Genomic DNA, 22,146 nt, shown 5'->3' with positions numbered 1-22,146 from the left:
CAGCTCGTATCCGAATGAAATCAATGTTTTGCCATATTCGGGTACGGACCCCGCAGATCATCACCGCCCTCTGCGCTTTTCTCGTTGCGGCGCCGGTCTCCGCCCAATTTCAGGTCAAGGAAGGGTACCGCAACCGTTTCAGCATCCAGGGAGCTCCTCAGGTGGCAATCACCGATCCCCTGATCCCCGGCGCGAATGACAGCCTCAGCGCTGCCTACTTGTTGCAATGGCGGAGCGGCACCGCGCTCAGCGGCACCATAAGCACCCGGATCTACGAAGGTGGGAACGTCGTTTCAGGGCTCCCTTCCACCGTCGTCGGAGCCTCCGGTGAGCTCATTCTTCCCTCCGGAGGCGGGGTGAAACTTGCTTCCGTTTCAATGGGGCGCCCCCTCTCCGTCCTGAATACCTCGTTTTCCCTCGGTTCGGTCATCCCCACTCCGATTGGTCCAACTGGCGAGGCTGATTACTACCTACCGGAACCCGGCAACCAAACCGTGGAAGGCCGGCGTAACGATCATTTCTACTGGAGTCCCCACGCACGCAAAGTCTTCGCGACCCAGCCGGGGGTGATCGAGATCATCTGGAAAGCGCGTAGCGGTGGAGCCGACTTGAGTCTGAGTTATGCCATCTCAACATCAGCGGCAAAGCCCGAGCGCAAGATCTACTGGACCGAGAATGGATTTCTTGGTCCGAAAATCGAAGTTCCGACCTCACGGGTCAGCGCGGTCAACTTCGTTTACAACTCGCTCGTTCCCGCAGTGGTTCCCGACGCGGATGTCTTCGTTTCTCCCTACGAAACCTCCAATCCCAACATCACCCTGCCAAAGGAGGTGCGCACCATCTGGTATGAGCCTCTTGATCAGCAGATCCACGCCTATAACCGCGAAGGCCGGGTCTTCCTGGAGTATCTGGGAAATCTGAATGCCGACGGGACCACCCGGGAACATCTCGGCTACGAAATCGTCAGCATCAGGAAGGAAACCCGTCCGATCACTCTCAGAGTGGATATCGGCAACGTCATCGAACCACCCAGCGACATTCCACTTCCCACCGGCGGCTTCGGACCAGATCCCGCGCTCGCTTTCTCGGTCACCGCCGGCGGCGGCCTCGCTAACGATCCGTTTGTTTACGAGCACCTTTCGCTCGGTGGGTCGAAAAAAACCCTCTATGCCATCCGCAAAACAGCTCCAGGCGTCTATGCCAACGGCCAGTTGCAACAAAGCAGCAATGAGGTGCTCATCTACTGGAAGGAGGAAGGCGAACGGGGCATCTACTGGCCGAAGTACTACGCAGGTTATATCTTTGATTGGCCGACATCGGAGGATGCCTACTCGCTTTACGCGCGGCAGCATCAGTCTCATGGCGATGCCCAGGACACCGCAGTCGTTCTGGACGCTGCCAACAACCCCGCTCTGGTCTATCAGGACGACCCGGGCAAGCAGCAGGCCGTCCTTGCTCCAGGAAACCTTTTCTACACTCACGTCACCGGACCCGACGGACGGGCGCTCATCCGCTACACCAATGGCGATGACATCTGGTTCGAACGCATCCTCTCGCGTCTCGATACATCTTACCCCTCGTTTACCCAAACCATCTCGACCGACATCGGCACACGGATCCTACCACCAGTCGGAGCTGACAGTCAGGTGGGCTACATCCGCCAAACAACCGGTACGGCCTTTGACGTAGATGCCTACATCGACCCCTTTGTGAATGGCTTTGAGGAAGCCGCAAAAGGAGCCATTATCGGCATCAATGCCCTTCCCGGCAAAAACGACCTGGAGATCTGGTGGTATAAAAAGAGCACGCCGCCCGGCTCGAAGCTGAGACCCACCTACTGGCCATCCTATGTCAGCGTTCACAAGCTCCGCTGGCCGAGCTCGCCGGCCGAGATTGTCATGGCGAGCAATGCCGGCAGCAATGCGCTGCCCAGCATCCAGGCGAGCGGGAAAATCTACTACCAGAACGATCCCGCCAAGCCCGGCTACAATCCAAACGAAGAGCACGCCCTGATGCTCAATGGACGGGCGTGGGCACTTCGCAACGACCTCAATCAGGCCGATTCGTCGGAACCCTACGTCCTGCTTTCCTTTGAAGCGATTGACGGGAGACCGGATATGAAGGTCTTCAAGCTGCTGCGTGAGAACGAAACCTGGAAATTCCACTATCCCGCCATTGCCGGGAAGATCGTGCAGTCTCCCATGCCCCTTCCCATCCTGCCCGCTCCACTCAAGGAAGATGGCTCGCTGGCAAGTTACGAATTCCAGCAATCGGCCGTGGACATTCCGGCCGGATTTGACATGCAGCGTGATTCCGAGTTCCTCCGCTACCGGCGCTTCACCTGGACGGACCGTAAAGGCAGCGTATGGATGATGCGCGGACCCCACGCCGGGAACATTGCGCCACCCGCCACCGCGCCCCACTTGCGAATGCGTTATTTCTATAAAACGCTCGAAGGATTTCACTATCCCGGCATCTCGGGACAGCCGGCGATCGGCACGCTCACTCCTTACCTCCGCGCCTATCTGAATCCCGCTGACCCCACGGCAGGTTATCTCGGCGACGCCGTGTCCGGCGAGGTTCACGACGAGGAATTGCCACGTCCGCTGGACATCGTTTTTGTTCCGACCTGGCCCGCCAGCGCTCCGGAACTACGCATCGGCGAAACTCTAACAGCTGCCAAGCTCGGGCTACCCGGCGTTCGCGGACAAACCAGCGCCCAGATCCTCTATGAACAATCGATCGCCAATGATCCCGATCACTCCAAACCGATGGCCGCGCGCCAACGTAGCGCCCGATTGTTTGATCCAACCCGCGCGAAAACCTTTAACCTCGGGGGCGACGGAGACTTGAGCGAACTGCCTGCGAGCATCAAGACCAGCAACTATCTCGGGAGAACCTACTTCCCGAATCTTCCGCCTCACCTCAGCCAGCGCTTCTACTTCGATCCAGCAGCAGGCGGATCCGGAAGTGGGGCCGGCGTCGGACTCAAAGGACAATTGGTCTTCCATGGCTCATTCATCGATGAGGCAGCCGGCGAAAAGTATCTTCAACTCAATATCCTCGGCGCGGCCGACCTTGCCTCTATCATTGGCCTGTGCGACTCCGAAGATGCGGAGTTCGAACATTGGCAGGACGCCATCAACTCCCTGTCCAGCACCGTCGAAACCTTCAAGGAAGACCCCGCAAAACGGGGCACCTACATCATCGACAGCAGTGGCGCTGGCACGACTGATCCCGACGAAAAGGGACTCACCTATTTCCGTCCAGGGGACAGCAGTCTCCCCGACCGGCGTCCCCAGACCTTCGGTCCTGGCGAGCCCGCCGAGATCAGTTTCAGCGATAGCGCCGTGGACTCCTATGCCCTTGCAGCAAGCGGCGGTGGCCAAGGTTTCGTGGTGCTCGCCGTGGGAAATGGCGTGGCCTTCACGCCCCCTGGCGAACCCGTCTCCCTTCATGTCGTCAAGATCACCGCTCCCCTCTATCGCGGTGAAATGAAGGTGATTGCCTCGGCCAATCCACTGGATGAGAAGCTAACCTTCCAACACTCGGGCGACTTCTCCGGCCACCCTGAGGAATACGACTTTGAATGGCGCTACGCACCACCGGTCGATGGTGTTCCGCCGCAGATTTACACCCTTGAGCGCAGCCTTATCATGGGCGATAGCAATGGCTCCATCGAGACGCAGTGGTTGTCGTTCATGAACCCCGGCGACGACTACGCCCAACTTCGAACCGCCGATGCCGATCTCGGAGACGGAAGCGTCGTCAACCTTCCCAGCTCGCTGGAGATTCCTCCTTCAGACGATGCTTCGAGACCTACTCATATTCTGCGTCGCACCTTCACTTCCGACGGGGACCCCTTGCGGCTTTATCTCAGCCTCGACATCGCGGCTCATTGCGGAGCCACCGTTTATCTCAATCAGGCACCCGTGGCATCCTGGAACATTCCGGGGACCAGCAATACACCCCGGAGTTCCTCTCCCGGATCCTCCTTCTCCCCGCTCTCCCATATCTTTGAGATCCCGCCCTCGGTGCTCATCGCTGGTGAAAATGTCGTGACTCTGGAGTTGGTCTCGGACGCCGACCCCGGCAGCCTGCTGTTCGCCAATGTTCGGCTTGAAGGGACGGTCGAAACCGAACATCTCAGTTCGTGGCTCAGCGTCAGCCCCGGCCCCTATGATACGCCGCAGGGCGAGACCAGCGGATCCGTCACCGGCAAGTCGCGTCACGTCCTGGAGGGAAGCAGCATTCTCACCCTCACCGACAATTACTTCATCGTCCGCTACCGCGCAAAATCGTCCGCCAATGCAGCGTGGCAAAGTGTCGTGGGTGGTGGTGGCTGGTCGAAGTGGACGAACCCTCAACTCGGCGAGGGATGGATCAAACGCGTCCTGGCGGGCATCAACCCGTTCCAACAACGCGTTACCGATCTCTTCAATAATCCCGTCAACACGGATACCAGCATCCTCAGTCAAGCTGGCAAACGATGGGAAGGCGACATCGCCTTGAACCTGGAGAACATCAACAATTTCGGCCTCATCGAGATATATGAAACCGTCCTCCGTCGCGGAAAGATGCTCAGCATCGAAGGCACGCCGCCGATCAACTACGATGCAGCGAATGACGCCCTCCTCCTAGCAGCCGGCTATCTCAACGATCTTTACATGCTCGTTGGCAACGAGGCCTTCGCGGATGCGGCCAACCCGACGATTGCTTTCAGCGAAGTGCTGGGGGGAAATGCCGGCTCCGTAGCCACCTCGCTCTATGCCTTCAAAGGTCAGGAGCCCTCGGTCCTGGACGAGGAACTCGCCCTGCTCCGCGGCCGCGACGACCTGCTGCAACCCGGCACTCGTGTCGCTCCAGCCTACAACCGCCTGTTCTGGAACTACACCCGAGGCATCGATTCCGGTGAAGCGATCTATGCGCTCAACTACAACATCCGTGACATGGATCTCGACGGCACCGTCTCCGCAGTGGATGCGACCCAGCTTTATCCTCAGGGTCACGGCGATGCCTACGGTCACTATCTCACCGCACTTACCAACTACTACGGCCTGCTCAACAACCCGAACTTCGCGTGGGTGCCCCGCACTGAAGCCGTTCTCGTTCTTGGACAACCGGTACAGGTGGACTACACCGATGAACGCAAGTTTGCGGCCGCCGCCGCTGCCATCGCGCGCAGTGCCAATCTCATCACCGATCTCAGCTACCGGCAGCAGTATTCTGCCACTGCCCAGTCCGGCTGGAGCCAGCTCAAGGACAACACCACCAATCCGCAAACCGGCAACGTTCGCCACTGGGGATCCGACGAGTGGGCTTCGCGGGGCGGTCAAGGTGCCTATTTCCATTGGGTCACCGCCAACTCACTGCTCCCCGCGGTGGATGAGGATCCGAGCCATCAGGGTATCCGGAAGATCGATCGCACCACCGTCCCCGAACTAAGCGAAATCGCCGCCCAGGCTGTCAGTATTCAGCAGACTCTCGACAACGCCGACGCCCAACTCAACCCGCTCGGCCTTAGTCCGGGAGCCATGCAATTCGATCTCGATCCGACCTTTCTCGACGTCGGCTCATCTGCCCAGAACGGCAACACCTTCATCCAGGGGCAGACCCACTACGATCAGATCTATCAGCGGGCGCTCAAGGCTCTAACAAATGCTGCCACCGCCTTCTCCAATGCGGAGGACTCCACCCGCTTCCTGCGTTCACAGGAGGACAGCCTATCCGAACAAAGAGCGGCGATTGCCGAGCAGGAGCAGGCTTACACCAACCAGCTCATTGAAATCTACGGAACTCCCTACCCTGATGACATCGGTCCGGGCAGAACCTACCCGCAAGGCTACGCCGGTCCCGACCTCGTGCATCCGATGTATGTCGAGATCACCGAAAACCTTGCAGGCGGAGGATTCACTCCGATCGAAGAAAGCAAGTACACCATCTACACCACGCTCGATCCCTCGATTCTCTATCAGATTGCCAGCGAGGGAATCGACAGACTCGATCCATCCGGCGAGATCGACGGCGCCTCCGATCCCGTGACTTACACGCTGGGAGCGATCAGCGGACTTTACCGCAGACCCGACAACTGGAACGGGCGCCGGAGCAGCCCGGGACGGATGCAGACGGCGATCTCCAATGAGCTCATGGCTCGTCAGGTCCTCTTCGGCGCGCTGTATGATTTCGACAACCTGAGAAACGTCATCCAACAACGGATCGTCCTCGCCCAGTCGGCAGTCCGAGCCCACCAAAAGACTCTGTCGCTGACGATGCAGAATCAACAATCCCAGGAGAAGATGAGGAAGCTTGAGCTCGCGATGGGGATCCTTTCGATGAGCATGGAAGAATTGCAGGACTCTCTCGGAGATCTGGCCGGTGCTCTCGCCGAAGCCCCACCCGAAGTTGCAGGCCTGGCCTTCGATCTCACTTCCGGCGTGCGAGCTGGATTCTACGCCGCCAGCCTCGTGACAAAGGCCGCGGCAGGCATCGTGAAAATAGGAGCCTCGTCAGAGCAGATTGCCTCGGAACTTGCCAGGGAGAATCTCGACCAGCTGTTAGAAATCGATATCGATAATGCCAACTGGACCCATGAGAACCTTCAGTTGCTCATGGAGCTGCGCCAATCTCTTCAGGATTATGTCGACTCATCCGGATCGGTGGACGCGACCATGCGTCTCTACGATCAGGCCCAGCGGGAATTGCAGGCCGTTCAGGCCGAGGGTGAGCGACTTCAGCGGCAGCGTCTGGTCTTCCGTCAGCGTGCCGCCGCCCTGGTTCAAGGTTACCGCACCCGCGACTTCGCCTTCCGCGCCTTCCGCAATGAAGCGCTCGAAAAGTATAAATCCCTTTTCGACCTTGCCTCGAAATACACTTATCTCGCCGCCTCATCCTATGATTACGAAACCGGGCTGCTCGACGCAGAAGGCAATTCCACGGCACGGGGCTTTCTCGAGCAGATCGTCAAATCCCGTGCCGTCGGCACGCTGATAAACGACGTTCCACAGATCGGGGGATCATCGACGGGAGACCCCGGCCTGGCAGGCATCCTTGCCCGGATGAATGGAGATTGGAGTGTGGTCAAAACACGCTTCGGGCTCAACAATCCCGACCCGGCACTCACCACCTTCTCCCTGCGCTCGGAGAATTTCCGCATCGTCAACGGGGCCACCGGCGACCTCGCCTGGCGTGACATTCTCAGCGCCGCAAAGAAACGTGATATCATGCAAGATTCCGATGTCCGTCGCTACTGCCTTCAGGCCGCCGATGCGAACGGGCAGGAGGTGCCTGGCTTTATCATCGAGTTTTCGACCTCGATCAGTGATGGCTTGAACTTCTTCGGCAGACCGCTGGCGGGTGGCGATCACACCTTCACCCCGACCGCCTTTGCCACCAAGATCCGCTCGTCCGGCATCGCTCTCAAGGGTTACATCGGCATGGACTCCCCGAGTACTACTGGCACCGTAGTCAGTGAAATCGGAGGAACCTCCCCCGCCGATCCATCGACCGCATTCACCAGCTCAAACGCCCTCAGCGCCACGCCCTACGTCTATCTCATTCCAGCCGGTGCGGACTTCATGAGATCGCCTCCCTTGGGCGAATCGAGCTTCATCCGATCCTGGCAGGTGACTGATCAGGCAATCCCCCTGCCCTTCAACATCGGAGGAACGGGTTATGCGAGCGATCCTCAATTCGTTTCCGGGCATTCTCTTTCGGAAGCAACCTCCGTGATCCGCAAGCATCAGGCCTTCCGTGCCGTTCCGGACGGAACCAACTTCCCCTCGTCACGCGCTTACACCAACACCCGCCTGATCGGCCGATCGGCCTGGAACAGCCGCTGGAAGATCGTCATCCCCGGCCGCACCCTGCTGGCAAACCCCGAGCAGGGATTGCAGGTCTTCCTCGAGACCGTGAAGGACATCAAGCTGCACTTCGAAACCTATTCATACTCCGGAAACTAAATGAAGAACCAACTCAATTCCTGGCTGATTGCCTTCCTGTTTCTGAGTCTCGGATCCGCCTTTGCCTATCCACCGGCACCCTTCCACCGGATCTATGGTGTGGTGCGTGATGACCACGGCAATCCACTAGGAAGTCAGGATGCGATCATCGTCCTTGATGGCATGAACAATGAGATTGTCCGGGGTCCCACGGACCCGAATAAAGCCATTGGATTCAACTACAGTCTATCGGTGCCCATGGATTCCGGAGTGACCGAGCAGCTCTACGATATCAACGCCATGCGGCCGTCCTACCCTTTCACCCTGCGGGTCCTCTACGGAGGAGAATCCTACCTGCCGATCCAGATGCAGGGCAGCACCTGGAACATCGGACTTCCGGCGGGCAGCACCCGCATCGACCTCACCATCGGCATCGATAGCGACCACGATGGATTGCCCGATGCCTGGGAACTGGAAGCCATTCGCAATGACCCTACGGGCCGCTACACCACCCTCGCATCGATCAAGCCTGATGAGGATGCCGATGGCGATGGACTCACCAACCTCCAGGAGTATATCGCCGGCACTTATGCCTTGGATTCCGGAAACGGCTTGTCCTTGGATATCATCTCCGTGGTCGATGGCATGGCCATGCTGGAGTTTCTCGCCGTGGACAAGCGCACTTATCATCTCGAGTCGAGCGACGATCTGAGCAACTTCAGCAAGCAGGAGTTCTCTCTGGCCAGAATCGGCAAAACTTTCACCACTGCCTATCTCGCCAGCGACACCCGGGTGATCAAAATCTACGTCAAGGTGGGTGAGGTAAAGAGTAAGATCTTCCGTCTTCATGCAAACTGAACCGATACGCATCGCAATTCGGAAAGGACTCAAGAGCCCTCTTCTGATTTCAGCAGCGCTGCTCGGAATGTTCCTCTTGAGCTGGATTGCGTTCCATCGTCCCCCTCCCGAGTCCAACCCGGGTCTTCCTCCGCTTGCAGAAATTCCACGCTCATCCGTGGTCCGAAGCAATGGTCAACTGGTCATCAAAGACCACTCGCAACCCTTCACCGGACTTCTTTTTGAAAACCATGCGAACGGCCAGAGAAAAGTGGAGATCGAAGTTCGCGCGGGACAACTGAATGGACTAACACGGGGCTGGTATCCCGATGGGCAACTTGAAATCGAAGAGAGCTTCATCGCCGATCTTTCGAATGGATCACGAACTCGCTGGTATCCAAATGGCCAGAAGAAGAGCATCGCCAGCATTCGACAAGGACGCTTGGATGGACCCTACACCGAGTGGCACGACAACGGTCAGAAAGCCGTCGCCATGACGATGATCGACGACCAACCCCACGGCCTCGTAGAAGCGTGGCATCCGTCGGGAGCGCTTAAGTCGAGATTCCGCATGGAGCATGGAAAGTCCGTCACCAGCGAGTTCTTTGACGATCACTCCCCGGCTCAGGCAACCACTCGCTAAGCGTCACGTGCACACCATCCACTACCTCACCGCGATTCTGGGATGCAGTCTTGCCGCAGGACAGTTGCACGCCAGCGTCCTGATTCAGAACGGAGCCTTCACCACCTCTCTCGAAGGTTGGAACGGAAGCGGTTCGTGGAGTCGCTATGCCATCGGCAACAATGGCTTGGTCGCCCTTCAGGCCGATAACCTTGCCCCGTTCTATTCGGCATCCGGCGGCTCGAACACAACTGAATCAAGCATCTCAACGCTTATCACCGGCCTGATACCCAACAGTCACTACGAGGTGAGTTTCTCCATTGGATCCGTTGTCGGAATCAGTGAAGCAGGCTCCACCCTCCTGAGATTTAATCCTGGGGGAATCCAGCTCCTTGTCGACGGCGTTGCCCTCGCTCCCGTTCAGATGGCGAACGAGGTCCAGCTTCTCGATCCAAGCACATCCTCGTCCCACATCTATGACGACCTCGCTGGAACGCTCGGCCACCTAAGTCTCGATTTTTTCACGGCAAACGACTCGATCACACTGAGTTGGCGCGCCGTGGAAGGTCTTGCTTCGGACCCGGACAACGCCGACGTCACACTTGCTATCGTTCTGCTCGACGATGTTTCACTAATGCGGGTCCCGGAACCGACGACCAGCGCTCTCGCCCTCGTCGCATGCCTGATGACGCTTACCATCCGACGGCGAGTTCCAGGATGAAGTGGGCGAAAAAGACGCGCATATTCATCTCCCATTCATTCTCTCTTCATCGGCCGGGTCTTTCATGACTCCAGTCCGATGCGTGAATTTCTCAGCCCCAATCCCGAAACCCTCGATCAATCGAGCGGGGATGCGATTGCCCGCACGGCTCTTATCACCACTCTTGGATTCGCACTCTACGGCTTCACCGTGGGCTACTGGCGTTCTCCACTGATGGGAGTCTATGTGGCGGTCAAAATGCCACTCCTGATTGCCTGCACCCTCGGTTTCAACAGCATCCTGAACGGTCTCCTCGGCCTCCTTCTTGGCAGCGGCCTCGGATTCAGGCAATCGCTCCATGCACTGCTCAGCGCCTTTGCGATCTCCGCGCTGATTCTCGGCTCCATCTCGCCGGTCACCTTCTTCTTTGCGTTGAATGCTCCGGCGCCGGATTCCTCCTCAGCCATCACCGCGCACGCCACCTACCTGCTCTTTCACACCGCACTGATCGGCATCGCCGGAATTGTCGGCGTGCTTCGTCTCTCGGGCCTCCTTCATCGCTACTGCGTTTCTAGTAGCATTGCCCGCTCAACACTCGCCGCATGGATTTTCGGCAATGCCTTTCTCGGCATGCAGTTTTCATGGATCTTCAGGCCATTCTTTGGCTCGCCCCACCTCGAAGTCGCGTTCCTTCGCGAAGACCCCATGAAAGGCAACTTCCTCAATACGGTCTGGAAATCATTACTCAGGATCACGGAAGCCATCCCCCCGAGCAACATTCCCCTCGGCGCGATCCTTGTCTGCACCGGATCGATCATCGCCGTCATTCTTATTCATGAAACACGAAAGGCCAATCTAACCACCAAACAGCCATGACCAATCCATCACCGCCAACGCCAAGCGCTCCGTCGCGCAACGATCACCCCCTTCCTCCTCTTCCCGAGAACCCGAATCTTCGCGATCTCTTCGAAGCCTTGCTCCGCCGCCCAGCTGAACTCGCCGGTCATCAGGCCTCCGGGGGCACGCGGGCGCTCAAGAGCTTCACCCTGCTTGCCATCATCTCGATGCTCGTTTTCGGCTTTGTGCTCGGCACCTTCGCCTACGGCACCCAGCTCTGGGCGGCCCCCTTGAAAGTCGGACTCGGACTGGTCTTCGCCGGCATCATCTGCTTCCCCAGCCTCTACATCTTCTCTTCGCTCGCCGGCTGTCAGGCCTCGGCCACTCGCCTCGCCGCCACCCTCGCCGGCATGCTCGCTCTCGCAGGACTCCTTCTGTTAGGATGTGCTCCCGCCATCTGGATTTTCGCGCAAGGGACCGGTTCGTTTGGCTTCATGGGAACCCTATCAATTGGAGCCTGGCTGATCGCCCTCGTCTTCGCCTTCCGCTTCATCCGCACCGTGCTTGAGGAACACGGCACTACTCAGAAAAGCCCGATGAGAATCTGGTGCGTTATCTTTTTGCTCGTCACCCTCCAACTCACCACCTCGCTTCGCCCGATCCTCGGTCACTCCGACAAACTTCTGACCGATGAAAAGAAATTCTTCCTCGCCCACTGGAGTGAAACCTTCGCCGAGTCGCTGCCGACAGATTCCGATGCGCCTACCGCGCAAACCGAGAGCAGCTCGGACGCTGATTCCTCGACCGTCGAGAACCCCTTCCTCAAGCCATGAAGACCACCCTCGATCTCCCACGCCCCTTGCTTCTGCGCATCGCCGCACGGGCCGCCCGGATGCGCGTCCCCGTCTCCCGCTATGTCGCCGAGTCCTTGGAAAAGATCATCCCCACGGATCTGCCCACTCCCACACCACCACCCGGCAAAGGCGACGACCCGCTTTTCGAAGAACTCCGCCAAGAACTCGGCCTCTGAGCTGAGATCGGCGCTCAGCATCTGGCTCACAGCTCAAGGCATCACGAATCCTCATCCGCGGCCTCATAGATCGCTCCGATCTCCAGCAGGAGTCGCTCAAGCTCCAGAAAATAGGCATCTTCCTCCAACTCATCTTTCTTTGCCCGCAAAGCAAACAACTCCTCTTCAAGGGCATTCCTCCGAGCCTGAGCCTCCGGGTCGAGGCGACGTTCCTCGTCGCTCGGGACAAGTTGCAACTGATGAGCCCGCCTTCCGTCGGGTTCGCTTCCCTCTTTCGCAACCTTCACCGCCCGGACTCCACGGAACCAGTCGGCAGGCGTTCCGAATCCGTCGCCGTTGTCATCGATCAGCGCTTCTTCAGTCACGATCCTGCCCTGCTGTTCGTAGAATTCACGGACCGCCGTCGAAGCCGCAATAAAGCTTTCTAACAGCGAAGTGGAACCATCCTGATCGAGGTCGGCCTCCGACGAGTCGATCGAACGGGCGAGGAACTCACCGAAGCGCGCGTAGGAATCTTCGGCACTATTTTTCGTCGCCGTCACGATCATCCGACCTGGAGCGGAAAGGGTGCTCAGAAATGGTGCGCTCGAAGCGCTGCCATTCACCACCACGACCTGTCGCTGGGAGCCATCCAGCCACTTGTCGAGGGTAACCGCGTCGAGATCCGGACCACGGAGATTGAATTTCGCTTCCCGCCCGTCGAAAGTTCCATGCCCAAGCAGTACGATCCACAAGGAGCCTTTCGGCTCCTCCACCAGCTTGGAAATCGTCTGCTCAAGCTGCTCCAGATCGGAGTTTTCAGCAAGGTCCGTGCCTACCACATGCAGCGCCCCACCGCCACGGCGGCCAGCCGCCTGCCACTCATCCGAGGCCTTTGAAAAATGAGGGGCGAACTCTTCTGCACCCGCCGCGCCCACGACAACGACCAGATCCACCGACTCTGCAGGCAACCCGGCCACGGCAGCAAACCATGCCACCAACAGCAACGCCTTTAATCTACGATGGATGGAGTAGTTCATGAATTCTATGATAGGCCACGTCGACGTCGCAAAATCCACTCGCCCGCGAAACAGGCAAGCACCAGCAGAAACACGATGGGGGTATGCCACAGAGAGCGCGACCATGTCCGGGTTTCGGGCAGTTCCATGCGTGGCAGGTCCTTGGCAAACCCGGTCAGATCGGAAGCGTCGATCATCTTGCCCCCGGTGGCCGCGGCGATCCGTTCCAGCAACTCCCGATTCGGTTCGAGGCGCCGAAACTCATCGGCGTCGCCATTTGCCACCCAGCCGTCCTCGGCAGCCCCGAGATGGAGTCCGGACGAGTCGCTCGCCGAAGCTTCAATCAAGGTCATCGCACCTGATTCCGGAAGAAAGGTCACTTCATAAACCCCGGCCTCGCTGTCGGACGGCGTCGCATTCAACTCGACGGCATCCGAGCCCTCGCCTCGCACTGAAATTTTTACCCGCGCGTCGGACAGCGGCATGAAAGAGGGATCAAGCACCCTCAGCCGAGCCTTCACCGCGCCCTCGCCAGCCGCCTTGAGCTCGAGGGAAACCCGATCCGGCACATCGGCCAGCATCCAGCGGGTCAATTGCCGCCACGCCTTTTCCATGTCCGGCCGGTTGTCGGGATTGTGGAAACCCCAGCGCCAGAAATCGCCAAGCATCATCGCGGCGACCCGACCGTCACCGTAGCGTTGCACGGCCAGCGCAGGGCGTGAGCTTCCTCCGTCACGAACCTGAGCCAGGACCGTCGCACCGGGCTTGATCCCGGCCACACGATTCAGACTGTGGAAGCCGCTCATCCCCGCCAATCGATCGCGCTCCTCGAGCTCGCTGCCACGCAGCCGCATCCACGGAGAAAGCCAGCCGTCGCGAGTCAAGTCGAGAGCCAGATCATCGCCCGGCGGCACTTTGCTCACGCCGCCCAAATGCACCGGCAACATCCTTTCAACAGGCGTTTTCCCATAGCCACCGTTGGCAAAACTTTCGACTCCTCCGAGCATCAGCACGCTCCCTCCACGACGAGAAACGAAAGACTCTAACAACTCAAGTTGATCGATGGTGAAAAACTCACGCTCGAGGTCATCGATGATGACCGCCCGGTATTCGAAAAGATCTTCAGCCGTCCGAGGAAAGCCCGCGGCCAACTCCAGATCATCACGGGTGTTCAGCCGGACCATCACCGGCTGATCGTAGTCCGCACTGTCGTCGTCCGGATTGAAACCACGAAACAAGGGATTCGCGGAATCGCCTTTCCCGGAACGCCACTGAAACTTCGGCTCACGGCGGGCGACCCGGATCAGGCCGACAAGTTGCACCTCCGGATCTTCGGCCAATGCACGGTTGAGAAACTTGAACTCCCAATTGGGCCGGCCGGAAACGTAGAGTATCCGATACGGACCATCACCGCGATTGACCGTCAGCAATCGGGAATTGTTGGCCGTCGTCGCTTCATTCCCTTCCCCCCCTTCGACCACGATTCGAAAGAAACAAACGCCGCTTTTTTCGGGTCGATGCTGGAAGCGCACCGCGCGGGTGTCGTCGTCCGAGTCTGGGGTGTAGCTGAGGCTTTCGACTTCTCCGCCCGATTCATCGAGCAGACGCACCGTCACTTCACGATCGCGGTAGCCGAGGGCGACCACATCAGCTCGAAAGGTGAGCGGCGCATCTTCGAACGCCGACTCGGAAACCACAGCCGTCGACAGACCAAGGTCGCGTTCAGGGGCCTCGCCGCCGATCAGGACTGGATAAATGGGTGGAAGGCCCTCAATCAATCGGGGGTCGATTTCGTCCGTCGCGATGCCATCGCTTAGCAACAACACGCCCGCTACCGGGCGATTGGCGAAGCGCCGACGGATTCCTTCAAGCGATGCTCCGATCGTCGATGCCGAGCCTTCAAAATCGAGGTCCTTGAATTGATCGACCCGTCGCAACCCTCGATCCATCGCAAAGCGTCGCAACGCGAAAGTCGACTCGATCTCAGCGAGCCACTCGGCGTCCCCGCCGGCTGGTTCGCTCAGCAGTTCGTGCAGTTTCTCAGCCCGCGTCGATGATTCGCCCGCATCGACGACCTGCATCCCCTTGCTGTTGTCAGCGATCACTGCCACGAGATTTGCGCCAGGTTCCGCCTCCTCACCCACCCACGACGGCTCGGCCAAACAGAGCGCAAGCAAGGCCAGAGCCACGATCCGCAGGCACAGAGGCAAGCGGGCGCTGCGACCCTGGCGCAATGCCGCCACGATCGCCCCGGCCATGCCGAGGACGGCAAGCGCCGCGCCGTAGTATCCCCAGCTTCCTCCTTCGAAAATGATCATGGCTCCATTCATTCGCCGCTTCCCAAACGTTCGTAGTACTCGCGCACCAGTTCCTCGTAGGCGCCGGGAACCGGATCCCGATTCAAGGGCAAACGCGCTTCCGGCCGCTCGCGTTTGGCAAGCTCCTCATCGACCCGCTCCCGCAATTCTCTCAAGGGTTCCATGATCTGGTCCTCCATCAGGCCCCACCTGGGTCGCTCACCTTCCCGGTTGAAATCACGGCGCATCTGCCGGGCACGATCACGTACCCTCGCGGCTTCTTGCTGAAGGTCCTCGTCCTGCAGCATTTCCTCGACGTCGCGCAATCGGTCCGACCACTCGCGATAGCCTTCACCAAGGATGGGTGCCTCTTCCTCGCCCGTCGGACCCATCTCTCCCTGATCCGTCCACTCCTCAAAAAATCGAGTTCCACCAGTGCCACCCCGATTTTCACCGGCGGATCCACCTGCACCATTCCCTGTCTGTTGACCTTGTCCCGGTTGTTGACCTTGTCCGGGTTGTTGGCCTTGGCCGGGTTGCTGGCCTTGGCCCGGCTGTTGACCTTCGCCCGGTTGTGGACCTTCGCCCGGTTGTTGACCTTCACCCGGTTGTTGACCTTCACCCGGTTGTTGGCCTTCGCCCGGTTGTTGGCCTTCGCCCGGTTGCTGGCCTTGCCCCGGTTGTTGACCTTCGCCCGGTTGTTGACCATTGCCCGGTTGTTGGCCTTCGCCCGGTTGTTCACCTTGTCCCGCTTGCTGGCCTTCGCCAGGTTGTTGGCCTTCGCCCGGTTGTTGACCATTGCCCGGTTGTTGGCCTTCGCCCGGTTGTTGGCCTTCGCCCGGTTGTTGGCCTTCGCCCGGTTGTTGGCCTTCGCCCGGTTGTTCACCTTGTCCCGCTTGTTGGCCTTCGTCTGCTTGCTGGCCTTCGCTGAGCTCTCCTTCTTCACGTTCTCGGCGCTCTTCTTCCTCAACGTCGCGGAGAAGATTTTCGATCTCGTCACGAGCCATTCTCAAGGCCGCTTCCTCGTCTCCCAGAATACTCTCGGCAGCACTTTCAATCCCATCGCGGAACTCCTCAATTCCGCGTCGTGCCGACTGCTCGAACTCCGAGGCATCTCCCACTCTTCCGAAACGTGTTAGACGCCCCGCCGCATCCAAGTCCTCGTCCACGCCTTCGGTCTCACTATCCCGTAGTTCGTCGTAGAGTTTCCGAGAAAGGATCGGTTCATTTTCCGCTGCCTCCTCGCTAAGTTCACGGAGGGATTCTTGCAGTTGCCTCAATCTTTCCTGCTGAGCCTCAAGTTCGGTCGCCAGCGCTTGCTGTCGCTTTTCGTCCTCAAGCGGGTCCGGCTTCTCCGCCTGTGCGCTTCGATGGGTTTCCATCTCATCCGCAATCTCCGACTGCCGTTGGGCGAGATCGCGCGCCTGATCGCGGGCGGCGCGCATCTCATCGGCAAACTGATTCGACGTCCGTTCACGAAACTCATCCGCAAGTTGCTCGAGCTGCCGCTCGGTGCGGGTCCCGGCGTTTGCCGCCTCATCCAGCTGTTCGATTTCGAGCCCCTCTGCCGCCTTGAGGGCATCCTCGCGTGCTTCCTGAAGTTGTTCACGAGCTTCCGCCGTGCGGCTCCGGTTTTCCTCCGACTCCATGCGCTCGTTCAGCTCGTCCAGATCCTCCAGCATCTGCCGCTGTTCTTCTTCGAGACGTTTCAGTTCGTGGCGAAGCTCTTCCTTTTCTTCTTCGCTCTCGGCCTCCTCAAGCATCGCCTGAAGCTCCTTTGCCTTCTCGGTAATCCCTTCCTGGCGGCGTCCCAGCTCCTTGAGTCGATTGAGCATCTGCACGTCCTCGCGGTTCGCCTCTCCGGCCTGATCCTGCTGCTGCTCCTCCGCAAAGCGCTGCGTTTCATAGCGCCGCTCCTCCTGTTTCAGCTCCATGTTCTGCAACTGCCGCTGCTGGCGCTGCGAGGCACTGCCTTGACCCGCCTGCTGCTCGGAGCGTCCCACCTGAAACTCCCGCTCGCGCATCCTGACGAGGTGCCCCATCGCCGCCTGCTCATGCAGCCGTGCAGGCCCGAGACGTTCCGCATCCGTCTCGACCGCCTCCAGCTCGACCGCCGCCGCGCGCATTTCTTCGATCGCCCGCTCAAGATGAGTTCCGGCTTCGGCATCAGTCACCATGGCGGACGCCGATTCCGCGGCCTGAATCACGCTCGTCTGTCCTGCTCCGACGATGGCTGCATCGTCCCCCAAGGAATCGGAACTGCCGCGTCGCATCAGCCTCCACGTTGCATTGAGAACTTCCTTCTGCTGCTCGATCAACTCTTCGCTTTGGCTCCCCTGCGGCTGGCCGCCGGACTGCTGGGATTGTTGCTGCTGTTGGGCAGCGGCGGCACCACCTGGTGCTTCCCGGTAGATCTGCTCGAAGTGACGCACTTCCGCAAATCGCAAATCACTCTCGACCCGACGTCTCTCACCACGTGCATCCAGATCCTCAGCCCAGAAGGAATAAATCATCAAGTCGGTCGGCTTCGCCCCCCATGACTCGAAGTCCAACATTGCCGCAACCGTCTCCCGTTTGTCCTCTCCGAAGTCTTGCGTATCGAAAACCAGCTCCCGGACTTCCCCGTTCATCTGCAGGGTCGCACCCGCTGCCACGATACCGACATCATCCCACAGCACCGCTTCCGCCTCGAGTTCCTGAAGCGGTGAAACGTCAACATCGCCCCCGGGAAATGCCAACTCGATGCGTGGCGGCAAGTTCCTCCTGACAACCACTCGAAACAGCGGCGGCCGGCGATTTTCACGCCCCTCAGCATCCGCCAGATGAACCCTGAAAAGTCGGTCACCTTCCGCCGAAAAACTCGCCGAGAAAGTGCCCTCCCCGCCCGGCTTGAGCGGAATCTCAACACCGTCCTCGTCATCCTTCCCCTGAGCGACCAGTCGTCCCGCCACCGCAACCTCGTTTCCTCTCACCGTCAGTGTTAGAGTGGAACTCTCAAGCACCGTCACCCGCCAGGTGTCTTCAATGACCTCGGTCTCAACATCAATCCCTTCCGGTGGATCGATCGAGGCATCGACGCCCACGACCTTCGGCAATTCGTAGGTCTTCACCTCGAAGTCGCGCGTGGATCCACCTGGAAAGCTGATCCGATAGCGACCGTCGCTCTCGACTCGTGGAATCTCACCTACAAAAATCGGGTCGGAGAGATTTTGACGCATCTCGATGGATCGCGACTCGTCACCCAGCTCGGCCACCAATTGCGCTTCCGATGGCAGGCCACTCTCAAAGCGCGCGGTCACCAAAAGTCGACTGCCGCGCTCGAGTTCGACGTCGCCGGGTGTCACATCGACCACCCCATCATCGCCCGGTTTTTCGAAAACCATGCTGCCCGATTCTTCCGCCCGTGGACCCACCCCTTTCACGTCGAAATTCCAACGCGCTCCGAGCAGAAGCACTCCGGCAGCCACGAGCGTCAGCAGCGCGGCACGCTCAAGACTCCGCCAGAGCTTATACCCCCGGTCCCCGACCGTATCACGCCAGTGCCCGATGATCGCCGATTCCGCAGCCTTGTAGATGAGTTGCTGTTGGAGGAAATCGAGTTCCCTGCCCCCGTTCCGTTCCTCCTCTTCAACAGCTGTTAGCAGCATCGCCCGGAGTTCTGGGTTTGTCCCTTCGATCTCCTTCGCCACCGACCGAAGATCCAGTGTAGGCGGTTTGAGAAGAAAGCGGCAAAGCAGCCATCCTGTCAGAGCCACCAGTGTCGGAGCGCCGATCAGCCACCACCCAGGATCGCGGCCAGTCCTCAGCAGTAACACAAGCACGAATCCCGTGATCGAAGTTGCCGCAATGACAATTGCGCGGATCCGACTCCGATGTTCCGCGACATGTCGCTCCGCGATCGGGCCAAGATGGCGCTGCAGAATGGATTCGATCATGATGGCACTCCTTCCCTTAAAGATCTCGCATAACTTCCACGAGAAGCCACCGCAGATTCGACGACGAGCAACACCAGCAAGCCCATCGCCGCCCAGCGCCACAGGTGCTGGTCCTCTTCGGCCTCACGATTGCGCAAACGCCGCTTGTCCGATTCTTCAGCCGGAACTTTTTCGACCCCACCGCCAGCCAAGGGCACTCCTAGAGCGATCAACGACTCCCTCGAAAGCGGTCGAAACAGTGACTCCGACTGCCGCAGGTTCACCGCATAGCGCCGGCCCCGACTTCCACCTTCGACTCGGTAGACCCCCGGTTCGTTTGCCCGAAATTCAGCGCCATCGACAAGCTCATGAATCCCGCCATCGGGTAGTATGAGGCGGCGGTCGGAGGCCTCGACTGGAAGCGAGTCGCCAACAAAAAACTGCCCTACCTCCCCCACTCGCGGACCTTGTTCCGCGAAGATCGAGTAAAGCAAAGGCACGAACTTCGACGACAAAGCCAACTGGCTGTCACCCGGATGCCAGCCGGATGACATCACGACCAAGCTCCCCGACCCGACCGGCATCTCCAACCATGCAGGATCTCCATTATCAAAACGAGCAATTACCTGCGTCCCCGGCAGCGCTGCCGGGTCGAGCTTGCGGTGATGCCAGAAATGCACTTCGGTGAAATCACGCCATCTCGGATCACTGAAACCGCTCAACAAGGGATGATCAAAGTCGATCCCTTCAAGCATAGCGTAACGCCCGCTGGATTCTTCCAGCGATGGACCATCCTTGACACCCGCCAGGCGAGCCAGTGTCTCGGCCATCGACGTCGAACTCAGAAGAAGCAGAACCCGCCCTCCCTGTTCGAGCGCAGCGTGGACTTTCTCGGCTTCCGCAGCTGCGAGCGGTCTCGCCACTGTGAGAATCGAGGCCACTTCATCGGTGCCCTCAATAAAGCGCGGATCTAACAACTCCGACCGCCCGAAGGCACGACGGAAATAGTATTCCGGACCATCGGCATCGTCCGCCTTACCATCGCCAAGGAAACCCAGAGTCACCACCGCAGCTTCTCGGGGAGCCAGAAATAGTCGGTTATCGAAGTCCTGGGCGTCACCCGCGAGCACCACTTCCTCGGTACCCGCAGGAAGCTCGAACACCCGACTTTCGCCCGGCGGCACCAAAGCGGAGATCTCATCGTCGTCAACCTTCAGAGTAAAGCTCCCGCTTTCCGAAACCTCGTCGTTCGAGACCCTGACCATTGGTCGCGCAGGATCCTGGCTGGGAGCGACGGCAAGCGTGGCGTTGGTCGAGGCATCGGCTTCCACCGGTCTCAATTCGACTTTCAGGCCATCCTGCCAGGTTGCCCCAGCCACTGCTTCGAGATTCGCGCCTTCCTGCAGATCACTGACGACGACGATTCTTCCCTCCAATGTCATTTCCTCATCAGCCACAGCATCGGCAAGCAGATCTGCAGCAGCCAACAGACCCAAGCCGAGGTCGGTCCCTTGCCAACTCGGTTCAAGGCTCTCAATCGCCCCCATCGCGAGATCCTCGCGACGACTTTCAGCGGCTTCCCGCCAGTCGTCGAAATTGACCAACGTTCGCGCCGATCCATCGACTGTTAGAATGGCCACCTCGTCGCCCGACTCCGCTTCAGCCAGAACCTTGGCGACCTCAGCCTGAGCCATTTCCCACAGACCATCTCTGCGCATCGAAGCACTGGTATCGAGGAGCAGCACCGTTCGAACCTGACCCTTTTCGATCGACTCCTCCCCCCCGCTGAAGAAGGGTCGGGCGAACAACGCGGCGAGCAGCAGCAGAGCCAGACAGCGCAGCAGCAACAGCGGAAGATTTTCAAGAAGGCGGCTGCGCTTCACCGGCGGGTAATCCGTCGAATTCAGGAACATCAACGAGCTGAATTCGACCGAATCCTTGGGCGGCTTCCGACGCAGGTGCAGATAAATCGGCACCGCCACTGCGAGCGCTCCGAGAAGATAGAATGGAACGAGAAAGTTCATCACTTCGCGCGACGGAGGTTCGCCCGGCTACGTCCGGGGTCCGGTCCACGGCGGGAGCGGCTACTGAGGAAATCGTACAAGGCGAGATCGAGCGACAGATCCGTCGGTGTCACAATGAGCTCGATTCCCCCCTGCTGGCAGATCTGCCGCAACTCGATTTCGTGGGCGTGAAAACGTTCAAGATAATCGGCGCGCGCCCTGCCCGGATCGATGAAGTGATCCCGACCCGATTCCAGATCGGTGAATCGCGCGGAGTCATTGAAATCAAAATCGAGTTCACGCCGGTCCAGCACCCGGAACACGACCACTTCATTCCCCCGTGCTCGCAGCAGACCCAACTCGCGCTTGAGTTCACCGAGCGGTGCCAGGAGATCCGAAAACAGGATGAACAGTCCGCGCCGGTCGTGCATTTGAGCCACCCGCTCGATCGCCGCACCAATATCGGTCGCCCGCCCCTCAGGCTCTTGCTCGAGACTCAGCATCAATCGCCGCAAATGGCCGGGGCGGTTCCGAGGCGGCAGGTAATCCCGGATGTGGTCATCGAAGCGGGTCACCCCCACGGCGTCACCCTGCCCTGTTAGAAAGTAGGCGAGAGTCGCCGCAAGGGTCGCCGCGTAGCGATGCTTGGTCAGCTCCGGATTCGAGCCGTAGGCCATTGATCGACTTCCATCGACCAGCAACTGACATCGAAGATTCGTCTCATCCTCATATTTCTTCACATAATAGCGATCACTACGCGCATAGACCCGCCAGTCGACATGCCTGATATCATCTCCCGGCACATACTGACGGTATTCGCTGAACTCCGCAGAGAACCCATGATAAGGACTGCGATGCAGACCGTTCCTGAAACCCTCGACCACAATCCGCGCCCGCAACTCAAGCGAGCGAATCCGCATCAGCGCGGTCGGCTCGAGAAATCGGTTTGCAGGGGTCGCGCGCTTCATGAT

The 22,146-nt window shown here is 59.2% G+C and carries 12 protein-coding genes; 7 read left to right on the top strand and 5 right to left on the bottom strand.

Features of this window, described 5'->3' with window-relative positions; all coding sequences use genetic code 11:
- Window positions 1-14: 14 nt before the first annotated feature.
- The 7 genes from ACFQY0_RS05970 to ACFQY0_RS05940 all read left to right on the top strand — a co-directional run bounded on the left by ACFQY0_RS05970 (window position 15) and on the right by ACFQY0_RS05940 (window position 11,963).
- A complete protein-coding gene (locus ACFQY0_RS05970) occupies window positions 15-7,958 on the top strand; it encodes a hypothetical protein (protein WP_379710287.1) in 7,944 nt (2,647 codons plus the stop codon).
- Entirely contained in the window at window positions 7,959-8,795 is an 837-nt protein-coding gene (locus tag ACFQY0_RS05965; RefSeq protein WP_379710285.1) for a hypothetical protein, read from the top strand.
- Window positions 8,796-8,952: 157 nt separating this feature from the next.
- Entirely contained in the window at window positions 8,953-9,417 is a 465-nt protein-coding gene (locus ACFQY0_RS05960) for a toxin-antitoxin system YwqK family antitoxin (RefSeq protein ID WP_379710282.1), read from the top strand.
- A gap of 7 nt (window positions 9,418-9,424) precedes the next feature.
- Window positions 9,425-10,117 carry a hypothetical protein gene (locus ACFQY0_RS05955; RefSeq protein WP_379710279.1) on the top strand — a complete coding sequence of 231 codons (693 nt, stop codon included), beginning with the start codon at window positions 9,425-9,427 and terminating at the stop codon, window positions 10,115-10,117.
- A gap of 78 nt (window positions 10,118-10,195) precedes the next feature.
- On the top strand, window positions 10,196-10,972 hold the full coding sequence (locus tag ACFQY0_RS05950) for a hypothetical protein (RefSeq protein WP_379710277.1): 777 nt from the start codon (window positions 10,196-10,198) through the stop codon (window positions 10,970-10,972).
- Window positions 10,969-11,766, top strand: coding sequence for a hypothetical protein (locus ACFQY0_RS05945; protein ID WP_379710274.1), 798 nt, complete (start codon window positions 10,969-10,971; stop codon window positions 11,764-11,766). Before ACFQY0_RS05950 ends, ACFQY0_RS05945 begins: the two co-directional genes overlap by 4 nt.
- A complete protein-coding gene (locus ACFQY0_RS05940; protein ID WP_379710271.1) occupies window positions 11,763-11,963 on the top strand; it encodes a hypothetical protein in 201 nt (66 codons plus the stop codon). Before ACFQY0_RS05945 ends, ACFQY0_RS05940 begins: the two co-directional genes overlap by 4 nt.
- Window positions 11,964-12,004: 41 nt before the next feature.
- Here the strand turns inward: ACFQY0_RS05940 and ACFQY0_RS05935 are convergent, their stop codons facing one another.
- The 5 genes from ACFQY0_RS05935 to ACFQY0_RS05915 are packed head-to-tail and all read right to left on the bottom strand — an operon-like array spanning window position 12,005 to window position 22,143.
- Window positions 12,005-12,982 (bottom strand): hypothetical protein, encoded by a 978-nt coding sequence (locus ACFQY0_RS05935; protein WP_379710269.1) that lies wholly within the window; start codon window positions 12,980-12,982, stop codon window positions 12,005-12,007.
- 5 nt (window positions 12,983-12,987) lie between these two features.
- Window positions 12,988-15,279, bottom strand: a complete 2,292-nt coding sequence (locus ACFQY0_RS05930) for a hypothetical protein (protein WP_379710267.1) — start codon at window positions 15,277-15,279, stop codon at window positions 12,988-12,990.
- An 8-nt stretch (window positions 15,280-15,287) separates the two neighbouring features.
- The gene (locus tag ACFQY0_RS05925; RefSeq protein ID WP_379710265.1) at window positions 15,288-19,193 is read right to left on the bottom strand and encodes a coiled-coil domain-containing protein; all 3,906 of its coding nucleotides are present in this window, start codon (window positions 19,191-19,193) and stop codon (window positions 15,288-15,290) included.
- Entirely contained in the window at window positions 19,190-21,196 is a 2,007-nt protein-coding gene (locus tag ACFQY0_RS05920; protein ID WP_379710262.1) for a BatA domain-containing protein, read from the bottom strand. Before ACFQY0_RS05920 ends, ACFQY0_RS05925 begins: the two co-directional genes overlap by 4 nt.
- Window positions 21,196-22,143: a DUF58 domain-containing protein gene (locus tag ACFQY0_RS05915; protein ID WP_379710260.1), complete on the bottom strand. Its 948-nt coding sequence runs from the start codon at window positions 22,141-22,143 to the stop codon at window positions 21,196-21,198. Before ACFQY0_RS05915 ends, ACFQY0_RS05920 begins: the two co-directional genes overlap by 1 nt.
- Window positions 22,144-22,146 lie beyond the last annotated feature (3 nt).

The sequence above is a fragment of the Haloferula chungangensis genome (genome assembly GCF_042664875.1).
Taxonomy (GTDB): Bacteria; Verrucomicrobiota; Verrucomicrobiia; order Verrucomicrobiales; family Akkermansiaceae; genus Haloferula; species Haloferula chungangensis.
This window is presented reverse-complemented; position numbering and strand designations above follow the sequence as displayed.